The organism is Cyanobium sp. Aljojuca 7A6 (assembly GCF_024346455.1).
GTDB lineage: Bacteria > Cyanobacteriota > Cyanobacteriia > PCC-6307 > Cyanobiaceae > Cyanobium.
Window position 1 is genome coordinate 1 of sequence record NZ_JAGQCY010000024.1, and the last position, 20,603, is coordinate 20,603.

At 59.1% G+C, this 20,603-nt stretch carries 19 protein-coding genes and 1 pseudogene; 6 read left to right on the forward strand and 14 right to left on the reverse strand.

Annotated features, from left to right (window positions below; translation table 11 throughout):
• Positions 1–167: 167 nt before the first annotated feature.
• On the reverse strand, positions 168–422 hold the full coding sequence (locus tag KBY95_RS15360) for a hypothetical protein (RefSeq protein ID WP_094585220.1): 255 nt from the start codon (positions 420–422) through the stop codon (positions 168–170).
• Between the two features lie 62 nt (positions 423–484).
• Between KBY95_RS15360 and KBY95_RS15365 the strand changes: the two genes are divergently transcribed.
• Positions 485–964 carry a protein phosphatase gene (locus KBY95_RS15365; RefSeq protein WP_254966167.1) on the forward strand — a complete coding sequence of 160 codons (480 nt, stop codon included), beginning with the start codon at positions 485–487 and terminating at the stop codon, positions 962–964.
• 29 nt (positions 965–993) lie between these two features.
• Positions 994–1,650, forward strand: a complete 657-nt coding sequence (locus KBY95_RS15370; protein WP_254966196.1) for a 2OG-Fe(II) oxygenase — start codon at positions 994–996, stop codon at positions 1,648–1,650.
• A gap of 4 nt (positions 1,651–1,654) precedes the next feature.
• Here KBY95_RS15370 and KBY95_RS15375 read toward each other — a convergent pair whose 3' ends face one another.
• Positions 1,655–3,025, reverse strand: coding sequence for a 1-acyl-sn-glycerol-3-phosphate acyltransferase (locus tag KBY95_RS15375; RefSeq protein WP_254966168.1), 1,371 nt, complete (start codon positions 3,023–3,025; stop codon positions 1,655–1,657).
• A 176-nt stretch (positions 3,026–3,201) separates the two neighbouring features.
• Between KBY95_RS15375 and KBY95_RS15380 the strand changes: the two genes are divergently transcribed.
• The 3 genes from KBY95_RS15380 to KBY95_RS15390 all read left to right on the forward strand — a co-directional run bounded on the left by KBY95_RS15380 (position 3,202) and on the right by KBY95_RS15390 (position 7,842).
• Positions 3,202–3,864, forward strand: coding sequence for a DUF47 family protein (locus KBY95_RS15380; RefSeq protein WP_254966169.1), 663 nt, complete (start codon positions 3,202–3,204; stop codon positions 3,862–3,864).
• A gap of 15 nt (positions 3,865–3,879) precedes the next feature.
• The gene (locus tag KBY95_RS15385; RefSeq protein ID WP_254966170.1) at positions 3,880–4,950 is read left to right on the forward strand and encodes an inorganic phosphate transporter; all 1,071 of its coding nucleotides are present in this window, start codon (positions 3,880–3,882) and stop codon (positions 4,948–4,950) included.
• A gap of 90 nt (positions 4,951–5,040) precedes the next feature.
• Positions 5,041–7,842 (forward strand): valine--tRNA ligase, encoded by a 2,802-nt coding sequence (locus tag KBY95_RS15390; protein ID WP_396095039.1) that lies wholly within the window; start codon positions 5,041–5,043, stop codon positions 7,840–7,842.
• A 177-nt stretch (positions 7,843–8,019) separates the two neighbouring features.
• On the opposite strand, the gene KBY95_RS15395 is transcribed toward KBY95_RS15390, so the two are convergent.
• The 4 genes from KBY95_RS15395 to KBY95_RS15415 all read right to left on the reverse strand — a co-directional run bounded on the left by KBY95_RS15395 (position 8,020) and on the right by KBY95_RS15415 (position 11,616).
• A complete protein-coding gene (locus tag KBY95_RS15395) occupies positions 8,020–8,475 on the reverse strand; it encodes a VOC family protein (protein ID WP_254966171.1) in 456 nt (151 codons plus the stop codon).
• Positions 8,468–9,208, reverse strand: a complete 741-nt coding sequence (locus tag KBY95_RS15400) for an AraC family transcriptional regulator (protein WP_254966172.1) — start codon at positions 9,206–9,208, stop codon at positions 8,468–8,470. Before KBY95_RS15400 ends, KBY95_RS15395 begins: the two co-directional genes overlap by 8 nt.
• Before the next feature lie 163 nt (positions 9,209–9,371).
• Positions 9,372–9,992, reverse strand: coding sequence for a DUF1294 domain-containing protein (locus tag KBY95_RS16550; protein ID WP_396095038.1), 621 nt, complete (start codon positions 9,990–9,992; stop codon positions 9,372–9,374).
• 574 nt (positions 9,993–10,566) lie between these two features.
• Entirely contained in the window at positions 10,567–11,616 is a 1,050-nt protein-coding gene (locus KBY95_RS15415) for a hypothetical protein (protein ID WP_254966173.1), read from the reverse strand.
• Positions 11,617–11,983: 367 nt separating this feature from the next.
• Here KBY95_RS15415 and KBY95_RS15420 point away from each other — a divergent pair, with 367 nt between their 5' ends.
• A complete protein-coding gene (locus KBY95_RS15420) occupies positions 11,984–12,970 on the forward strand; it encodes a hypothetical protein (RefSeq protein WP_254966174.1) in 987 nt (328 codons plus the stop codon).
• A gap of 98 nt (positions 12,971–13,068) precedes the next feature.
• Here the strand turns inward: KBY95_RS15420 and KBY95_RS15425 are convergent, their stop codons facing one another.
• The 8 genes and pseudogenes from KBY95_RS15425 to KBY95_RS15460 all read right to left on the reverse strand — a co-directional run bounded on the left by KBY95_RS15425 (position 13,069) and on the right by KBY95_RS15460 (position 20,600).
• On the reverse strand, positions 13,069–14,025 hold the full coding sequence (locus KBY95_RS15425; protein WP_254966175.1) for a hypothetical protein: 957 nt from the start codon (positions 14,023–14,025) through the stop codon (positions 13,069–13,071).
• Between the two features lie 1,542 nt (positions 14,026–15,567).
• Positions 15,568–15,807 (reverse strand): annotated as a pseudogene (locus KBY95_RS16555) (winged helix-turn-helix domain-containing protein); the annotation flags it as partial.
• Between the two features lie 225 nt (positions 15,808–16,032).
• Positions 16,033–16,293 (reverse strand): DUF2442 domain-containing protein, encoded by a 261-nt coding sequence (locus KBY95_RS15435; protein WP_254966176.1) that lies wholly within the window; start codon positions 16,291–16,293, stop codon positions 16,033–16,035.
• Entirely contained in the window at positions 16,286–16,519 is a 234-nt protein-coding gene (locus KBY95_RS15440) for a DUF4160 domain-containing protein (protein ID WP_254966177.1), read from the reverse strand. The genes KBY95_RS15435 and KBY95_RS15440 overlap by 8 nt, the downstream gene beginning before the upstream one ends.
• A gap of 247 nt (positions 16,520–16,766) precedes the next feature.
• A complete protein-coding gene (locus tag KBY95_RS15445) occupies positions 16,767–17,033 on the reverse strand; it encodes a hypothetical protein (protein ID WP_254966178.1) in 267 nt (88 codons plus the stop codon).
• 14 nt (positions 17,034–17,047) lie between these two features.
• Positions 17,048–18,973, reverse strand: a complete 1,926-nt coding sequence (locus KBY95_RS15450; protein ID WP_254966179.1) for a hypothetical protein — start codon at positions 18,971–18,973, stop codon at positions 17,048–17,050.
• Between the two features lie 11 nt (positions 18,974–18,984).
• Positions 18,985–19,662, reverse strand: a complete 678-nt coding sequence (locus KBY95_RS15455; protein WP_254966180.1) for a phage tail protein — start codon at positions 19,660–19,662, stop codon at positions 18,985–18,987.
• Entirely contained in the window at positions 19,659–20,600 is a 942-nt protein-coding gene (locus KBY95_RS15460; RefSeq protein ID WP_254966181.1) for a hypothetical protein, read from the reverse strand. Before KBY95_RS15460 ends, KBY95_RS15455 begins: the two co-directional genes overlap by 4 nt.
• Positions 20,601–20,603: the final 3 nt, after the last annotated feature.

Sequence of the window (20,603 nt, forward strand, 5' to 3'; positions counted from 1 at the left end):
CACAAGGGCCAAGAAAATCCACCCGAAGAGTTGAACCCCACTGCCGATCAGGGCTGTCCATGGCCGTCACAGACAAAAACGTTGTGGCTGGAGTCGGATTGGCGGCTATTTCAGCAGGCTCCTAGGGGTGTTCGCCCCTGGGGGCACCCCTGGCCTCCCGGCTCTGATCAGTCCTCCGGGTAGAGCAGCTCGGCGAGTTCGTCGGGGTCCACGTCGTAGACCCGCGCCAGGGTCGTTTCGATCGCGCTGGTCACCACATCCGGCAGGAACCGCATCGCGTTCAGGGCGTCGTCGGCGATGTCGTCGGTGAGGAGCTTGTCGCCCCCCAGCTTCTCGTCGTTGATCACGGCCATCACCCAGCTCTGGTAAGCGGTGACGAGATCGGCGAACTCGAGCTCAGGATCGTTCAGATCGAGGGCCATCGGGCGTCTCCAGGGACGGACGTTGCCTCTGCAGTTTGCCGCCTGGTCGTCAGGATGGAGCGATGGATCCGGAACCCCTGCCATCGGTGGCCTCCCTGCAGGGCACCCTGTTCGACTTCGCCATCGCCGAACTGGTGCGCGGCCATCGCGACAGCTTTCCTCCACTGTGGACGGCCGAGAGCTGGGCCAAGTTGCTGATCTGGCTGGCCCTCAGCTGTGGTTGTTCTGGCGAGGCCCGGGCCCTTGAGGCCTTCGCGGCCGCCCTGGGTCCGGCGCTCACGGCCCGGATGCGGCGGCTGTTCTTTGAGCGGGAGCTGCCTGAGCTGAACCTGCGGGTGATGGCCGATCCGGCCGAGCCGCAGGTGCTGGTGCTGCCCCTTGCGGCGGGCCTCGAAGCCGATGCCGTTCCACTTGGGTTGCTGGATCCTGAGCGGGTGGCGGCGGCCCTGCAGGCCGTTGGCCTCAGCACCCTGGTGACGGCCGATCGCCGCCGCTGGCAGCCGCTGGAGGCCCTGATGGCGGTGCCTTGGCAGTCGTTCTAGGTTTCCTCGCAGCGAGATCCCTGGCGCGGATGCGGCTGATCGGCAGCTTCGAGGATCCGGGATACGTGGCCCTGGCTGAGGCGGCGATGGCCTTCTTCGACCGTCGCAGTGACCTGCAGCGCCGCGGTGTCGCCTTCTCCTTCGGCAGCGATGGCGGTCCAGAAACGGGGGCCGGTGCTGAAGGCGATCCCGGCAAGATCTCCACCGACATCAGCCTGGTGTGGCTCGACCGCTCCGACCCCGAGGCCCAGGGCCTGGCGGATGTGATCATGCGCGGCGTCTCCGCCGGCCTGAAGCGCTACCTGGCCGAGCGCCCCCTGTTCCTCTCCTGCTGTCCGGAGCGCTCCCTGTTCGTCAACCCGATCTTCAACCTGCAGCGCTATGCGCCCGGGGAAGGCTTTTACAGCTGGCACTGCGACTGGAACACCAGCGACGAGGCCACCGAACCGATCCGTCGCGTGCTGGCCTGGATCCTCTACCTCAACACGGTGCCGGACGGCGGCACGGAATTTCACTGGCAGGACCACCACGAGGAGGCCGTCAAGGGGAAGCTGGCGATCTTTCCCGCCGGCCTGTCCCACCTGCACAGGGGCCGCATCAGCCAGAGCCACACCAAGACCATCGCCACCGGCTGGATCAACGTCGGCTCGCTGGACGCCTACGTGGCGCGCCTTGCCGCCGGCTGAGGCCTCACCCCAGGGCCGAGGGCACGATCAGCCCCTTCAGCCGGAGGGCCAGTTCCTCGGTGAGCGCCTGCACCGCCTGGCGGCGATCACGGCGGTAGTCCGCCATGCGGTCGTCCACCACGATCGGTGCGTCGATGCTGATCCGCGCCCGCAGCCGGCCCAGCCGTGGGCGCTGGTTGGCGGTCTGGCCCTGGATCCGGCACTGGGTGTCCCAGAGCAGCAGCAGCGTGTCGGCGAAGCGCTCCTGGCTGGGCCGCTCCCGCACATAGCTGCCGCTCACGGCAACAAACGACTCCACAACGCGCATGTGCCAGAGCTGGGCCTCGGTTTCGGCCGCCAGTCGGTCGGCCAGTCCCTGGGCCAGGGGGCTCAGGGGCGTGGCCTTGGCGGGCTGGGCGGGGTAGAGCCGATCCCAGCCCGCCTGCTCCAGGCGCCGGCAGCGGTCGGTGAGGCTGCCACTGGGGTGCAGCCCGAAGGACAGCTCCACCCGCTGCAGGGCCAGATCCATCAGCCGTTGCAGCCGGGGTCCGAAGGGGGTGGTGGCGGCTTCCGCCAGAGGGGCCTCCCCTTCTGGCAGGGGGAGATGCACCTTGTCGCGGTAGAAGGCCTCCATCTGTTCGAGCATGCGTTCCCCGAGCCGCACCAGCCGCTCCAGCAGCCGGGAGGAGGCCAGATCGTGGCCGGGATCGGGGCTCAGGCCCGCTTCTTCCTCCAGTCGGCAGAGCAGGGCCTCGATCGCCGCCCAGATCGAACCGATGTAGCTGTATTGCAGGCCGATCGGCAGCAGGTCCATGCGCTCGCGGCGCCCGGCGTCGGCGAGGTCGGCGGCCGTCCAGAAGGCGAGCTGGGCGGTGCCGGGCTCCAGGGGGCTGAGCAACTCGTTGTGGCCGTTGGTGGCCCCTTCCGGCGCCAGGGCGAAGGGATGGGGCCCGTCCAGCAGCAGCCGCCGTGCCGTGCGCAGGGCGGGCAGATCCAGCTTGCTGCGCTGGATTGAGCCACCCCCCAGATGGGTGAACAGCCAACCCATCCCCGCCCCGGCCCAGAGGGGAATGCCGCGGTCGAAGAGGAACTGGGCGGTGGGGGGTGGATCGAACCGGAGGCCCTGCTGCCGGCCCGCCCTGGCCAGTTCCACCCAGAGCAGCTGGGCCATGCTCAGGGGATCGTCGAGGCTGGGGTGCCGGAAGGCGAGCAGCAGCCGGCTTTCACCGGCCTGGAAGGAGCGCATCGCTTCGACGAGCGAGGCCATGCCCTTCACCTCCACCGTGTCGATCCTGCAGCGCCACCGCTGCCAGATCGGCAGCACCAGCCGCCCCACCGCCAGCACCCGATCATCGAGCCGAGGGGGGAGGAACTCCAGGGGTGGGGCGGTGGCCATGGGCGGAGGTTAGGCGCTCAGAAATGGGGAGAATGGCTCCACGACCAGCTGTTGCCCCGACTGCGCGATGACGCCCGGCCCCGCCCTGCGTCTCCGGGCGCGTGATGGCGGCGAGCAGCCTGACTGCAAGCCCCCATCGGTAAGGTGGTACGCAGGAGAAAAGCGAGGGGAAGCAGGTGTTCAACGAATCCCCGCCACTGTTCGGAAAAACCAGATTCCTCGAAGGCCTGATCGATGAATTCCTCGACAAGATCTCCGAGGGCGTGATCGTTGTGGAGATGGGGATCAAGGCCTATCTCTGCGCCAATGAAGACCAGGAGATCTGCCTGGAGAAACTGAACCAGACCATCGAGATCAAACGCCGCTGCAGTGAGTTACGACGCTCGATCGTCACCATGCTCTACACGGAGATGCTGCTGCCCGACGCCCGTAGTGATGTCCTGCGTCTGCTCGGCAGTCTGTTCGAACTGCTCGATGAGATGGGCGACGGCTACCAGGAGCTGATGATCGTGCAGCCGAAGCGGAGGGAGGAGTTCGGCCAGGATTTCGCTGACCTGACGACAATGGCGATCCGCAGTGTGCAGGCCGTGGTTGTGGCGGCCCGCACCTTCTTCCGCACGCCTGCAGAGGTGCGCGACCACATCAATGAGGTACGGGTGTTCGAGGATGAAACCGACAAACTCGCCTGCCGGATCAAGAGCAGAATCTTCGCCACCGATCTCAGCTTCGAGCAGCGTTCGCTGCTGCGTGAAGCTGTGGCGATGATCGATGCCCTGGCCGACAAGGCGGAGAACATCGGTGACAACCTCTCGATCTTTGCGATCAAGCGCTCACTCTGAGCCGGAGCTTTGACCATGGCCCTGATCGTCACCGTGATCTTTCTCTCCAGCGGCCTGTTTCTGGGCTGGTCGATGGGAGCCAACGACGCCTCCAACGCCTTCGGCACGGCGGTGGCGACGCGGATGCTGCGCTTCTCCACCGCGGCCTTCCTGTGCAGTGTGTTCGTGATCATCGGAGCGGTCACCAGTGGCACAGGTGCCGCTGAGGGGCTCAGCCAGCTGGGTGCCATCAACGCTCTGCCGGGTGCGTTCACCGCGGCTCTGGCCGCCGCCCTCACGGTGGCCTGGATGAGCAAGATCGGCCTGCCGGCCTCCACCGGCCAGGCGGTGGTGGGCTCGATCATCGGCTGGAACCTGTTCAGCGGCTCCCCCACCGACCTGGGCACCCTGCGCCGGATCGTGGCGACCTGGGCGATCTCGCCGGTGCTCGGGGCGATCTTCGCGATGCTGCTCTACAGGCTGCTGGTGGCGTGGATCCGCCACAGCCAGCCCCACCTGCTCTCGCTGGACCGCAACACCCGCAGCGGCCTGATCCTGGCCGGAATCTTCGGCTCCTATGCGATCGGCGCCAACGGCATCGGCAACGTGATGGGCTTCTTCGTGGCAGCTTCGCCCTTCCGTGACCTGACCCTGGGCGGCTTCAGCGTCTCGTCGGTGGAGCAGCTGTTCCTGCTCGGCGCCATCGCCGTGGCCGTGGGTGTGTACACCTATTCCCGCCGCGTGATGATGACCGTGGGCGACAGCCTGCTGACCCTTTCGCCACTGGCGGCGTTTGTGGTGGTGGTCTCCCATTCGCTGGTGCTGTTCATCTTTTCCTCCACGGCGCTGGAAAGCCTGCTGGCCGGTTGGGGGTTGCCCACGATCCCCCTGTTGCCGGTCTCGGGATCCCAGGCCGTGATCGGTTCGGTGCTGGGTATCGGTCTGCTCCAGGGCCTTCGCGGTGTGCGCCAGATTCGCTGGGGGGTGCTGGTTGGGATCGCTTCCGGCTGGGTCACCACACCCCTGATCGCGGCCGTGATCGGCTTCGTCTTGCTGTTCGTGGTGCAGAACGTCTTCGGTCAGGAGGTGTACGTCGCGCTGGGTTGACCGGCGTCCCCTTTGAGAGCATGGGCCGATCTTCGCCACCCAGCCGTGCCCGAGGCGAATGCCAGCGACGCCCCAGCCGTCGCCGTGCCCATCCCGGCCCCGGAGGCCTCCCTGCCCAAGACCTACGACCCGGCCGCCACCGAGGCGCGCTGGCAGGCGGCCTGGGAGGAGGCCGGTGCCTTCCACCCCGATCCGGCCGCCGCAGGCGAGCCCTTCGCGGTGGTGATCCCGCCGCCGAACGTGACCGGCAGCCTGCACATGGGCCACGGCTTCGAGACGGCCCTGATCGACACGATCGTGCGCTTTCAGCGCCTGCAGGGCAAGAACGTGCTGTGTCTGCCCGGCACGGACCACGCCTCGATCGCGGTGCAGACGATCCTTGAGAAGCAGATCAAGGCCGAAGGCGGCAGCAAGGACGACCTGGGCCGCGACGCCTTCCTGGAGCGGGCCTGGGCCTGGAAGGGCGAAAGCGGCGGCACGATCGTGGGCCAGCTGCGCCGCCTGGGTTACTCGGTGGATTGGCGCCGCGAGCGCTTCACCCTCGATCCCGGCCTCAGTGAGGCGGTGGTGGAGGCCTTCGTGCGCCTGCACGAGCAGGGGCTGATTTACCGCGGCGAGTATCTGGTCAACTGGTGCCCGGCCTCGGGATCGGCGGTGAGCGATCTGGAGGTGGAGATGAAGGAGCTCGACGGCCACCTCTGGCACTTCCGCTATCCCCTCTCAGGCGGCCCCGCCGCCGACGGCACCGACCACCTGGTGGTGGCCACCACCCGCCCGGAAACGCTGCTGGGCGACACCGGCGTGGCGGTGCACCCCACCGACCCCCGCTACGCCGCCCTGGTGGGGCAGACGGTCACCCTGCCCCTGGTGGGACGGCAGATCCCGATCGTGGCGGATGAGCACGTGGACCCGGCCTTCGGCACGGGCTGCGTCAAGGTGACCCCCGCCCACGACCCCAACGACTTCGCCATCGGCAGCCGCCACGGCCTGCCCCTGATCACGGTGATGGCCAAGGACGGCAGCATGAACGCGGCCGCCGGCCGCTTCGCCGGCCTGGATCGCTTTGAGGCCCGCACGGCGGTGGTGGCGGCGATGGAGGCGGAGGGATTCCTGGTGAAGGTGGAGCCCCACCGCCACAGCGTGCCCTTCTCGGATCGCGGCAAGGTGCCGGTGGAGCCCCTGCTCTCCACCCAGTGGTTCGTGAACGCCGAGCCGCTGGCGGCCCGCTGCCGGGAGGCCCTCGAGGGCGGCGCGCCCCGCTTCGTGCCGGAGCGCTGGGAGAAGGTCTACCGCGACTGGCTCACCGACATCCGCGACTGGTGCATCAGCCGCCAGCTCTGGTGGGGCCACCGCATCCCCGCCTGGTTCGTGGTCAGCGAGACCGGCGGCGTGATCACCGAGGCCACGCCCTACGTGGTGGCCCGTGATGCGGTCGAAGCCCGCAGCAAGGCGGAGGCGCAGTTTGGTGACGTGCAGCTGGAACAGGACCCGGACGTGCTCGACACCTGGTTCTCCAGCGGCCTGTGGCCCTTCTCCACCCTGGGCTGGCCCGAGACGGAGGCCGCCGATCTGGCCCGCTGGTACCCCACCAGCGTGCTGGTGACGGGCTTCGACATCATCTTTTTCTGGGTGGCCCGCATGACGATGCTGGCCGGCGCCATGCAGCCCCTCGGCGCCGGCAAGGCCTGGATGCCCTTCGCCGACGTGATGATCCACGGCCTGGTGCGGGACGAGAACAACCGCAAGATGAGCAAGAGCGCCGGCAACGGCATCGATCCGCTGCCGCTGATCGAGCGCTACGGCGCCGATGCCCTGCGCTTCGCCCTGGTGCGGGAGGTGGCCGGCGCCGGCCAGGACATCCGCCTCGACTACGACCGCGCCAGCGGCAGCTCCGCCACGGTGGAGGCGGCACGCAACTTCGCCAACAAGCTCTGGAACGCCACCCGCTTCGCCCTGATGAACCTGGGCGGGGAGACGCCCGCCAGCCTGGGCGCCCCGGACCCCGCGCACCTGCAGCTCGCCGACCGCTGGATCCTCTCGCGGCTGGAGCGGGTGAAGCGGGAAACGGCCGAGCGCTACGCCAGCTACGGCCTGGGGGAAGCCGCCAAGGGGCTGTACGAGTTCGCCTGGAACGAGGTCTGCGACTGGACGATCGAGCTGCTCAAGCGCCGCCTCAACCCACGACCCGCCGTGGAAGGCGAGCCCCTGGGCCCCGAAGCCCTGGCCGACCAGCGCGTGGCCCGGCAGGTGCTGGCCAAGGTGCTGGCGGAGTTGCTGGTGCTGCTGCATCCGCTGATGCCCCACCTGAGCGAGGAGCTCTGGCATGGGCTCACCGGCGCCCCCGAGGGCACCTTCCTGGCCCTGCAGCCCTGGCCGACTGCCGACAGCGCCGCCCTCGATGAAGGCCTGGAGGCGTCGTTCGCTGAGCTGATCGAGGCGATCCGGGTGGTGCGCAACCTGCGCGCCGTGGCCGGGCTCAAGCCCTCCCAGGGGGCGCCGGTGCTGTTCATCAGCGGCCGCCAGGAGCTGGCGGCGGTGCTGCGGGAGGGCAGCCCCGACATCACCACCCTCACCAGGGCGGAGAGCGTGACCGTGCTGGATCCGGCGGCGGCAGCCGAGCGCCCTGCGGCCCGGGCCCTGGCGGCGGTGAGCGGCGAGCTGCAGGTGCTGCTGCCCCTGGAAGGCCTGGTCGACCTCGACGCCCTGCGCGCCCGCCTGGAGAAGGACATCGCCAAGGCCACCAAGGAGATCAGCGGCCTGGCCGGCCGCCTCGCCAACCCCAACTTCGCGGGCAAGGCGCCGCCGGAGGTGGTGGCCGAATGCAAGGCCAACCTGGCCGAAGCGGAGGCCCAGGCGGCGCTGGCGCGGCAGCGGCTGGCGGATCTGGGCTGAGGGGGCCGGCCTTCTTTGCCGATCACCAGCAACAGGCTGTCTTCGGAAGCGATGGTGTGCGGCGCCTCGGTATTGGCCATCCGATGCGGCCATCAAGTCAACCCTGACCGCAGAGGCAGGCGCGTTTCCGAGTCAGGGTTGAACGGAGGGGTTAGGCCGTCGTCGACGGCGCTGCGCCTACTGCATCGAGTTCAATCCGAACATGTTGCCCTCCGTATCCATGCACAGAGTTACCCAACCGAATGGCCCTATGGAGAACTTTGGGCGCAGGACCTTGCCGCCTGCCGCCACTACCCGCTCTTCTTCCACGGCACAGTCATTCACGCTGAAGTAGATCATTGTGCCGCCAATTCCTGGACGACCATGGGGAGATTTCACAAGTGCGCCAGCCGCGCCGTAGGCGGTCATGTTCGCGGGGAAGCCCCGCATCAGGGTGTCTCCGGTCGGGTCTTCCATCGGCTCCAGCCGGTGCGGCAAGACGGTCTCGTAGAAGGCCGTGGCGCGATCCATGTCGTCCACATACAAATCGAACCAACCAATTGCGTTCTGCTTAACCATCGTGAGCTCCGTTGTTGCAAGTGAAGCTGTGAGGTTATCGGTGTCGCCTGGGGCCGTCTTGTATGGATCAGTCACCGAAGCGCTTTCGGTATTGGCCCGGGGTATAGCCGGTGGCTTGCCGGAAGGCATGGGTGAAGTGGGCCTGGTCGGCGTACAGATCAAGGTAGTGCTTGCGGAATGACTCTTGCACTCGGAGAACCTTGATCAGATCATGCGGTGCGAATCCCGTGAGTCGCTGGAGCGTACGCTGCAACTGCCGAGTGGACAGCCCGACCAAGGCGGCCATATCGCCGACAGATCGGATGGCATCAAGATTCGACAGTATGCACGCAGTGATTGGGTTCGCTCGTGCGTGACCATGCATCATGCACCACCGCACTTGCTCGGCCATGACTGGCACCATGTCTGAGAATTCGAGACCTACGAGTCGTCGGCACGTTTCAACGAGCGGCAACGTACCCAGGTATGGCGTTCCGACATACCTGTCGACGATCTCAGACCGGTCTCCCTGCCAGGCTCCTGGATAGAACTGAATTCCTGCATAGTGGAATGCTCTTCCCAGGTTGAGTGTTGTTGCTTGCGTATGGAGCGCCGTGACTCCGGCAATCGTGGGGTCGACCAGATTGAACAAGAGGTTGACACAGGCGTCGGGTAGCGCGTGATAGTGAAAGTCATCCGGCAGCTTGGCAACGGCTCGCAGTTCCCAGAAGCAGTGGACCACTTCGGACAGGTCGTCGGTCGTCGGGCACTCGCTGTAGCGCACGTCCGACCCACGAATCGAGAAACCATCAATGGTTGGGGAATACATCGGTGGTCGGTTCGGGTAGTCAGCTCCTGGAAAGCGGAGAGGGCACAGCCATTCGGTTGCGAGGCCTAACACTCCAGGTCAGAAGCGGGCAAGATCCCAGCAAATTCACAGACAAGCTCCACGGCTTCGATCCGCATCTGGAGGTTTAGCCGCGCCTTCATGTCTACACATCCCTGAGCAACACTGAATGCATTGCGAAAAAGCCCGCGACGTTTGCGGCCACTGTGATCCAGAAGATCGCCACGAATCTTGGCTTGGAACACTTGTGACGCAGTAGCTGCTGTGCAAGTAATGCGCCAGGCCAGCCGCCAGCCACACTCAGCAGGTGTAATGTCTTCTCCGGCGTGCGCCAGCGTCCATGGATAGCAGCCGACTTATCGACCGCATAGGTAAGAAACGTCAAGAGGCTGAGCGTGATATACACCACAAGAACCATAGGATTGACCGGCCATCGGCTTGCGACATAGAGCCAGACTGAGGCGAAAGCCGGGATCACCAGTAGCCGCGGGAGCGTCCATGATGCAGGAGGCTCCGCTCGATGAGTCTTGCGTGTTCGGGTATCTACAAGGTAGTTGACGGAGTGCGCACGCTTCTTACCGTTTGGAGCTAGTTCAACGGCGAAGGTCAAAGCTTGCCCGATCGTCGGGCGGCCGGTACCAGTTGGAAAGGCCTTGATGTGAACGAAGATATCCTTGCCACCCTGCGCTGGTTCGATGAACCCGAAGCCCCGCTCATCATTCCACGATTTCAGGTACCCGCTTAGTCGCATCGGTGTGTTCTGCATCGGTCTAACGTTCGAGCCAAGCTACCTGCAGAGGTAGACGATGCCCAGAGCGGCCAAGCGACGGATTGCTGTGCATTGGAAGCCGATGAAGGTGCCAGCGACAGACCCTGCTGTTCACGGGGCGTCTGCGCATGGGAGCTAGCGCGGCCTGCGAAGATGACTGAAGCCAACCTGGCGATAACAACGGCTACCACCATGATGGCTGCGGCGACTGCCGCATAGAGAAGCAGAAACACGAAGAACCACAACGGACTTTTGGACAAGCTGAGAGCAGAACTCGCTGGCCCGAAGCTCCTTGAGGGCGTGCTCAACTTACCCGACGATACTGAGAGGAAGAGCCCGTAGAACATTGCGCCCGAAGCGGAAGCTATCGGAACTGCCAGCACCAGCAATAACCAAGCGGCCCATGTCCTTACCCGTTGGGTGGTGCTCGGAGTTGGAGGGGTCATGTGTCAAGAGACGCCGTTTCTGTGATGCCTAACGCTCGCGATCACCTGGCCGCAAGGTGGATTTGCTGAGATTGTGCGGCCGACGGTGGCGGCTCAGGTGTATCGCGGTGTTAGGTTGCAAAGTGTCATTCATTACGTACATTCAATCTGAATGGCAGACTTCCATCATTGCGATCATAAAGCGGCTGTTGAAGGAGCGCCATAAGGTCTGGGCTCAATCCAATATCGAACTTGCCGCCGCCCAAATTCTGGAACTTAACATAGCGGCTATCTTTGTTAACATCAGAGCGGAAGATGATCGTGATCACTCGGCCAGCTGTGCTTATGAAGACCCAAAGGGGCGACAATCCAGAATCAATCTCGCGCTTACTCCTTTCAACCCAATCTTGAGTCCATAGGTCTTGACGTGGCATGGATATGGTATGGCCGAAAACGCGCGTGTCATCGGTTATTGACGAAGAAACGACCAATGTATTGTCTCGGGCAATCGCTGTGATGATGCCTCGAAACGAGAAATCAAGTGAATAGATGAAATAGTTGGTGTCCGGCTGCCATGTCACAGACCCCAGTCGACTCTGTGCTCCGAATACTAAGCCGCCGACATTCATTGAGATCAAGTCGTGGTGAATGCCGTAGGACTGGACGATCGCACTTGCGACTGGAAGCATTCGCTCGGTGTCCAGACTGCCTGAGACAAACAACGAGAGGAGGGCCGGCGTTAGGTCAGCATGGTATGAAGTTAGACTGCCAGTTTGGTACCAATCAGATTCTGTGGGATCCAGCCCCAGCGACGAATTCCAATGAACGAGCTCGCACAGTCCCTCCTGGTCGGTGAATGCAATCAAGATATCGACAGGACGCTCCTCCGGGAACGGCCCCAAACTAATTGTGAGTGCATTACAGACATCGTGTAGACTAGTCCCTGCGTCCATCTGTCCGTAGATGAACTCAAGGCAACTTGTCGCGAGTTCAACATCTCCAGCAAAGGCGGCTACTGTTCCAGAGTTCAACGGAACCAGCTTAAGCAAGCCTTCCTCGACGTGTTCCCCTCGTACTTCTGCATGAAGCTGCCCAAAGCTTGAATGTGAAGTGCTTGGCTGAGCGTTCTTCGTTACCGCCGTGTCGGCAAGTAAGAAGACAGCGTCTCTGTATTTCCAACCAACGCAGTAGGTCATAGGGCTAGCTTGTCAACCTAACGCCAAGATCAGCGGCGGGGTGAAGCTCAATGCAGAACTCAGAAACCCTTGCTCCCGCCCGCTGAATCTTGATGTTAGCAACTTCCCTTGGCAATAGTTCTTTCGCCTCAAAAGTCAGACAGAATAGATTATTTTATGCCATGAACTTGGAGCATACCCCAAACGGCAAGCTCGATAAATCAGGAAAGCCCGCAATAAAAGCATCCAGCTCAGGAAAGAAATGCCAGCGGCATCTACTCCTGCCACCATTTATACATTCACTGTTACATCTGGATAGGCAGGGACTATATTAAAACGAGCTGCCCGCTCGATTCCTGCTAGCCTTCTAAACAGGATGGCTTAAATCATGGCGCTACTAGTTCTGATTGCCCTTCTCGTGCTCGCGGCCTATATTATCCTGGCACAGTCTAAAAAACAGAAGCACACTAAAGCTTCAGCTCACAGAAGTTATGCTTCCTTATCCAAGACAGAAAACATTAAACCTAGCCCTGACAAGCCGAATCGAGGCCTGGTTTTAGATACGCCATACTTCGGATCAGAACGCGATCAATCGGCTGATATTGTTGAGTCCTTTCCTGTCCTTAACCCAAAACACGGTGAACTCCAAGCAGTTCAACAGGACCACCATGCAACCAGCTGGGAAGACGAGAAAGATGCATGGGAAGAATCAGATCTTGAGCATGGTCAATACGGGGAGTATGTAGCATTTGAAAGATCTGGATCAGCTGAATCAAATACTATTCTCGAAATTGAATACGTCGACAGAAACGGAGTGAAGAGCGAAAGGCGAATCAGGGTGAGGCGAGTCTCGTTTAACGCTGATGTTTCAAATGCTGGCATCCACGCCTACTGCTATGTGCGTCAAGCCGGGCGCACATTTATCGCTAGTCGCATCTCGAGATGCGTAGATATTAGGACTGGAGAAGTAATTGCTAATATTCCAGCTTTTTTGATGAGTGAATACAAGCATTCCAAGTATGGTCGCATAGAAGCATTGCGAGAATCACATTCAGACGAGATAGCGGCGCTAGTATACTTGAGCAAGATTGACGGAAGGAGTACCAAGGCAGAGAAAGAAGCCATTGCTATTTACCTTCAGAATTCTTTTGATTGCAGTGGCCTCTCGCGTGACGATATTATAGAAGATCTAAGGAATGAGACGGTGCTTTCGCTAACGCAATTTCAGAGATGCGTTGGTCGTCTCTCGCGTCAAGCAAACTTGAACAGAGATGCTTTCATGGCTGCAGTGAAGTCCATAATTGGCTCATCTAAGTCACCTCCTCGTCCATCAGCAGTTGAGGTCTTGGAATACATTGCGAAAAAGTTGAGCTGATTTCTCGCAGTATGTTGCTAACGCTGCCCCTGAGTGGCAGGCAATGAGTACAGGGCGGCGGCGGCATTCAGAGGAGGCCTGTCCACTCAAGGGGCTTGTTAGACCTCATCCCTAACCCTTGAATAAGTTCGTCCTTCGAGGACATTCTTCACTTGTTTGACACTTGACGCATTTACAAGGATTGATATCGCATCAATGGTTCTCCCCAATGCCGCATTATGACGAATCGTGCGCACCTGCTCAACAGTTAAGCGACCGCGATGTCCGCAGATTACACGCTCCGCAAAACCAGGATCGCTCTCCCATAACGCAGCACAAAGGGGATTCGGCCTTCCTTTAAACGACTCCCGGGATGAGAGCTGTTCAACCAGTGCATCTCGCTCCTCTGTGGATCTAGCAAGTACCCCAAGTCGCCCAAGATATTCAAACCCTGCTTTGCCACCAGGTATCATGTTGAGGCCAAGCGGATACAATCCAATATCTGATACAAACTCCTCTTCAAGTTCCATGGCATCATCTGAGCTTAGTTCGGCAAAGAAAACCTTGTGAAGTATCAACTTGTCAGAATGATCTCTAAGGGCGGAATGAAAGAGCAGGCGTGAGCCGCCACGAGAAGACGAGACATGCTGGCTATAGCGATCGAACCATCTTCTTTTTGTTACGCCAACATATGCCAATGGAACGTCAGTCTGGAATGCGTGCGAATACAGGCAATGACTTCCTTGTATATTTGGATAACACTTAAAGATTGGATTCAAAGGAATCTCAATCTGAGCTTTCTCATTCACCAGAGAATGGCATTTTATGATTAACCAGCCACTGCAATCAACTGATTCGTCTGGTGTGGCAATTCGGACTGTCGGTGGGTCCAGCAAAGCGTCTATCTCAATCCAAAACCCTAAAGTCGATAATATAGACTTTTTATTTGGCACGAACCCTTTGCCTTCTTCGCTTGAAAAGATCTCTTCAAGACTCTTGCCTGTCGCGTATGGATCTAGCGCCCATGCCGGGATCAACTCATTCAGGTTATGAATATGGATTGCTTTGAACTTCATTGAACTGCTCTTGTAGGTCTAACGCCAAGATCAGAAGCGGGGCATAGCCTCGGCATAAGTGGCTGCCTCCGCACCCGTCTTTTGTATCTTGATGTTAGCGGCCATCTGTGCGGCTCCGCCAATAACCTGGTCTGCGGGCATGATGAGCCAGTGCATAGATTGTGATTCCCTGTTCGTCCACCTCAGTTGGGCTGCACGAGCGAGGCTGTGGCAAGGCGCAGCAGCTTGCAGAAAGCCCTTTCGCGGTCATCGACAATGTCCATTACGAACACTTAGGAGGCCCAGAGGACTCCCGCAGACTTGCTGTTCAGAGGCTCTTTAGGCGAGACCAGCTGAACTGAAATCTTTGTCAGAAAAAGAACTTGACAAGAGTTGACATCTAAGCTTGCTGCGTGCTAACTTAATCGAGCAGGCTTGCCCCGGGGTCATGGCTTCAGCTAAACAAAGTCAATGCATTTCCGTAGCTTTTCTTTTTCTTGGCTTAACTAGCGTGAGCGGCGCTCCTGGGCTTGCTTATCAAGACATGCCCAGTCTTTCAATGGCAATCAGCAGTTTTTCAAGTCCCAATTAATTCCCATCTCCCCAGACAGATATTATCAATGCTAGAAATCAGGATATAAACTATTCGATCGCCGAAAGGTTGAAGCCTAATGGATGCCCTTACGATGTCCGAGGTGGTCCAAGAAGGGGCGGAGGAGGATCCGTCGAGCTCATTAATAAATCAGGATATACGGTTGAGTATGGGTTCGCATATATGTCAGCATCACCCAAGATGATAGTAATGGCAGGGGTAACATTGCCGGTGCCGGAATCCAAGAATGGAACCCTCGTAGGGGCTAATTCGATTTTTAGCAGAGAGACTCTGACCATAGGAGAAGAAACGGCCAAAGCTATTTGGCTCACTGTGCGCCCTGTTGGCCGAACTGCACCTGTCATACAATTAAGCCTTCATCCTTGTGATCGTGTCTGCTTGTATACCCATGGAACAATCTTCAATCCAAGTTACACGCGTGAAAACGCAAAGTTCGTTAATAATCATCGGGGCGCGAAGTGGACTTGCGAGTGAATCAACATTATTATGCAATGCATGCATGCCATAGAGTCTCCGGGAAGATTGGTATTCATTGAGTCAATTGGCCAGAAGATTCTTCTTTCAGGGTACTGAAGATGCACCGTTACATGAGAACCGCGCATTGACTCATGCCGATGTTCAACCCTTCAGTTGGTGCCTGTCCTGACCTGCAACCGCTGTTTGTAAGCACTGCGGAGTTCAAAATCTTCATGTATCCCGGCCAACTCAGTGTGCTTCCAGAGGCATCTGAGGTCGGGCCCCTGGAACCCGGCATCAGGAGTTCCTGGGCTCCTGCACCTGATCGAGGGCTCTATGCCCGAGATGCTGGACTGAACCTGATCGTGGACAACACCTGCACTGACAAGCACACCAAGGTTGGTCGTGGCTGGCACAGCGTCCCTGCTTCCATGTGCCCTCCATCCACACCTATGCCTCCTGGCTGAACCAGGTTGAGCGCTGGTTTGAGATCATCACCCAGCGGGCCATCCGACGGGGCAACTTCTCCAGTTCTTAGTTTGGCTTGTAAACTCGAAGGGATGAGCATCGAGAAAATCAAGACCCTCCTGAGTGATTTTCCATAATCCACGCCTGGGACTTGTCGAAAGCCCTGCCCTCTTCAGCCTGTCATGTGCCCACGCTGCACGATTCTTATACACAAGCTGTGTTCCACTTGGGAGCAACTCTTGTCGTTCTTCGTCAGTAACTCCGAGAGCATCAGCAGCAGCTTAATGAGCATCTTTGACAGCCATCCCTTCTGGGTGTTGGCCTAGGAGCCTCAAGATCGGCTCAATGAATAGATCGTGCGTGGGGACTACCATGCTGCTCAGTTTAACCGGTGGCTCCGCGGGTCTACCTAACGCTTGCCATCACCTGGCCGCAAGGTTTACAGGACGAAGAATATGATGTTACGGCGGCGGCTCAGGTGCATGGCGGTGTTAGGTGACCAGAGCCTTTGCCTGGGGCGCTGGCGCACCTCGAAGCAGGCCTTCCACACTTAAATCCTCATCGACATCTGGCCAGTGGATTCCGTAGCCAGCCCCTGCAATCTCCCAGTTTTCACGCTCCTGGGAGGTTGCATGTAGAAGCCTCGGGAACCAAGCCAGCGGTACCGAGATAGAACGACCGTCAGCTAGGTCGACGATCAACCTGTCTTCTGTCAACGCAACGTCAGTGACCTGCTCACCAGGGTTAGCCATGAAACTCCTCCCATGCTTTCAGCAGGATAGCTCTGTTCAAGCTGACCAGCCGTTCAATTTCACGCAGCTCTCTGGCGCTGAAACCAAGGCTTGAAGACAGTGCCACAGGAACAAGCCAGACTTTGCAAGACGCCTTATCTCTGTCGACATGAACATGGGGAGGCTCGTTTGGCTCGTGACTGTAGAAGTAGACCCTATAAGGGCCGCTTTTGAGGATTGTCGGCATCCGAAAGCGCCACCATCAAATCAACGATACCGACCTCGGCCTTCCTGTGCAGCCAACGCTCCAGATCAGAAGCGGGCATAAGTCTTGCTGTAGAAGACACCCCATGCTCCCGTATTCTGAATCTGGCTGTTAGCCCTCTATAGTTCTATAGTGTCATATCCCTAGATCTTTGCTCAGGACATCAACAGTCTCGGCTGAGAAGCTGGTACATACGATATCAATAAGTCGTGAAGATACCGTTTCCTGTTCACACCTCTTGAGTAGGCAATCCCCTCTCTGCTTGCTCATTCATGTTCTCCTCAGTAGAGTGGGGCCCTTCTGGGGCGACCATCTCCTCTAGAACCATCATGGCGCCTTCGATGCGGAGGAGCGTTTGGCGTACCTCCGCTTCTTCGCGACGCAACTCGGTAAGACGCTGGTGGCCCTTGTTGTACTCAGAGCGGAGGGTTGCGAGACGCAAGGCTAAATCAGTCATCAGATAGAATGCGGGAAGTTCAAGATGGAGCAAAGACATGCATCGGTTTAACCTTAAGAAGGGCCAATGGCTATCCAGCCTACATTTATTACACCTTGTAGTTGTGGAAGCAAAGGGAAGGCGATTCGCTTTGTTGTTAGCTTAAAGCCACTGGTTCCCGCCTGGAAAACGCCAACAAAAGTGGATCCGGCAAATGTACCATAGCCCGGATCATCCAAGGAGGTTGAAACTGCTGGGGGAACTGAAAATGGCAATGGATATACGATGTCTCGATGTTCAATATAACCCCCCTCAAGCGGCGGAACTTCGATTTGAATTGATTCCATTCCCCAGCATATCAGCAAACTTCCGAGAAGAATGTACCTCTGGCTGACTTGACCTGCATTATTCCATCTAAATTTGCCATTTGAAATTATATCCCCATTGTCCTGAATAATCAGACGAGGAGATGGGCTTCCACCGTTGTTATCGTAATTCCAAAACTGCAGACTGTTGCCATAAGCCCCAGTCATATTGTAAATGGCCCACTCGCTGCCGACAGCCGTCTTGGTTGGGTTGCGCAAGAGAAGGCGCGGTCCTTCAGGAGATGCATGTGTCAGATCAAGAGAGCTCCCATTGCCCCGAACCGAGAACACTTCATTCCCAGCAGATCCATTCTGGCGCAGTGAAAAACTGCCAAGCACAGGGACGAACGCATTTAGATTGCCTCCATTGAGTCCGATGCCATAGCGGTCATTTGGACCGCCATCCCAAACAACGATCTTGTTGCCAGTCTCGTTTGCAAATTGCAGCTTCCCAGCGCTGGGTGTGGTTGTACCGACGCCGATGTTGCCCCCATAGATGGTCAGCCGCTCCGCACCCAGTTGCTGAAAGCTGATGCGGTCATCAATATCGTTATCACAACCGATCAGCAGCTTCGTTGTTTCGCCGGTATCAGCGAAGTAGCGAATAAACGCTTTGTCGCCACTACCCCCTCCTGGATCGAGAGGGAAGAGGATGCCGGCCGAGTCATTATTGCCAACTGAAGGCATCAAGACACCACCAATCCGCAGTTGCTTTTGGCCATTCATCACCAGACGACTCTCTCTAGCATCCTCATCCGTGATATGCAATTCCCCTTGGGGGTTGGAATAGATCCCAAACGTGCGCCCGGTACCAGCAGCGGTGTTCTGGAATTGAATCCCCGAGCCCCATCCGGGGCCGGAGGAGACCAGTCGGAGCGCCACGTCATTCGTCGTCTGCATATCGATCTCCAGCCGTGCGTTGGGCGATTGCGTGCCCACACCAATCTTGCCGCTCACATACAAAGAAGACCGGGAACCATTGCCAAAGCCAAGGTAAACATCCTTGCTGGTTGCATAATTCAGAAAAAGGTGATCTAGATTGTCATTGCGGAAGTCTTTGCCATCGATATGCCTCGTCCGCAGGAATCCATTGCTTCCCTGGCCGATGATCAGGTCGCCGGGCAACCGTGCTGAGGCGATCTGTCTGACGGAGAGATCTGGATCCGCATCCAACTCGCCGCCTGCATTGATCTCGATCAAGGCGAGGACGATCTGCCGATTGGCATCAATGGTTTGCAGATCGTCTGTAAAGGCAACACGAGGAACTTCCTGAAAGCGTGTGTTGTCGCTGACATCCTGGTCCATGACCTGTTGATCTGCTTCTTCTTCGCCATAGCTCAAGCTGACAACCTTCCGCCCCTCAGTTTGAGGCAGGTCCACCTCCAGATCCGCCATCAACACAAGTTCCTGCCCTTCCTGATCCACACCCACTCCCTTTGTGATCAGGATCGATGTGGAGTTGTTCGGATTGCGTTGCACCAGAAAGCCGTTGTCGAGGATTCCAGCCTCCAACCAAAGGATTTGATTGGCACGCCTTCGGTGCCCGATGTGATAACGCTGTTCGGTCTGAAAGTCTGCCTCTTCCAGGTACTGGCCGGTGAAATAGCGCAGTCGTTTGATCAGATCGTTAGCCATGAGATGGATCCTCAGGATTTGGGAGTGAAGCCGAGGCGGCTTTTCTCAGGGTCGCCTACTTTGATGAAGTATCCGGTGCGCCTAGGATCGTCTGGCCATCCCTTGCCGATCCTCATCGTAGGAACCTCCGGGATCAGCACATAGCGGGTGTGGGCAGGCTTCTCCAGGTTGATCACGGCGCGGGCGAGCATCAGGTCCCGCTGCTCGCTACGCACGTCTACCCTGATCCCCACCTTGAAGAAGAAGGGCTCGCCATCAATCTGATCGTCAATGCGCACAGGCTTACCGGTGAAAGTCTTCAGCAGCAACTCCATGCCCTTCCTGGTGCCTCGCAAGCGATAGATCTCGGCCACTCTGGCAATGAACTGTCGCATGCCGTCCTGGTTATCCCCGAAAGCGCGTTGAGTCACGAGGGAAAGGGCCACCCATTGGCCCAGCCAGGGCAGAAATTCGTCTGGAGCATCGAGAGGCCTGAAGTGCTTCGGAAGCTCGTCCAGCAGTTCCTCCAGGCCCTTGAGGGATTTCAGGTCTTGATCCTTGAACGGGAGACCTGGCCGATCGCCTGTGCCGATGTCTGGGCGACCCAGCAGCACCTTTTCGAAGGCTTTGAGGAAATCTCTCAGGGCTTCATTCTCACTGGAGCGAAAGACCTCCGGCAGCTGGCTGAGGAGTGAGGGTCGAATGGTCATTGCTGCGGAAACAGATCCCGGTGCTGGGTGATCGTGAAGCTTGAGGAAGGATCGAATTGCACCAGCTCATCCGGTTGCAACCGGAGGCCGACCAGTTGCCCACCGTCGGTGATGCTGCGGTTCGGATCAGAACTCAACAGGGCTGCCCGACCTGGGATAGCCTCCACCCAATCCACCCCGGGAACACCATCCAGGCTGGCCAGGACCTCGGAGAGATAGACGGCACCACCAAATGGCCACCCCTGGCCATTCCTGCCGCCACGCAGAGGGTGAAGGAAGTCGTTCAGTCGGTCACTCATCTGCTGCGCTACGTCGCCCTGAGATTGGTCAGCAAAGATCCGTGCTTGCAGGTTCACCTGCACCTTCACATAGCGAGGTCCGGCGACATGGAGGCGGGTGGTGAGCAGACAGCGCGGCCGTAGATCGACCAGCAGCTCATTGACAAGACTCTCGCTCGGAATGGGATTTTCCATTGGAGTGGAAGGACTGTTGGGAACCACCAGAAGGCTGATGTGGGAGGGGGCGTTGAAGGAGCGGGGGGTGACATCCACGCGGGATCCCTGCAGGCAATGAACCCTGGCAACTTGTGGGTGATTCCGCATGACAAGCTCACGGAAATCCGCCACTGTCACAGCCCGATTCTCCAACCGCAGGGCCTGAACGGCGTCGCCGATCTCCTGCTCGATGTTTTGCGTGATCTTATAAGCAGGGTCGCCGCGCAGTAGACGCACAAAAGCCTCCAAGGCAGGCTCGCTGATCCGGTTGGCCCGGTAGAGCTGCATTTCCGTGAGGTAGGCAAACAGCTCCACCAGGGTGATCCCCGGATCCGAGGGGTTGTGATCGGTCCACGAAGGCGCGTGGGCGGGAATCAATCGCTTGGCGGCGGCCACCAGCTCCTCAAAGGTGCGGTCATCGAGATTGGGCAGTCTGATCGGCATGCA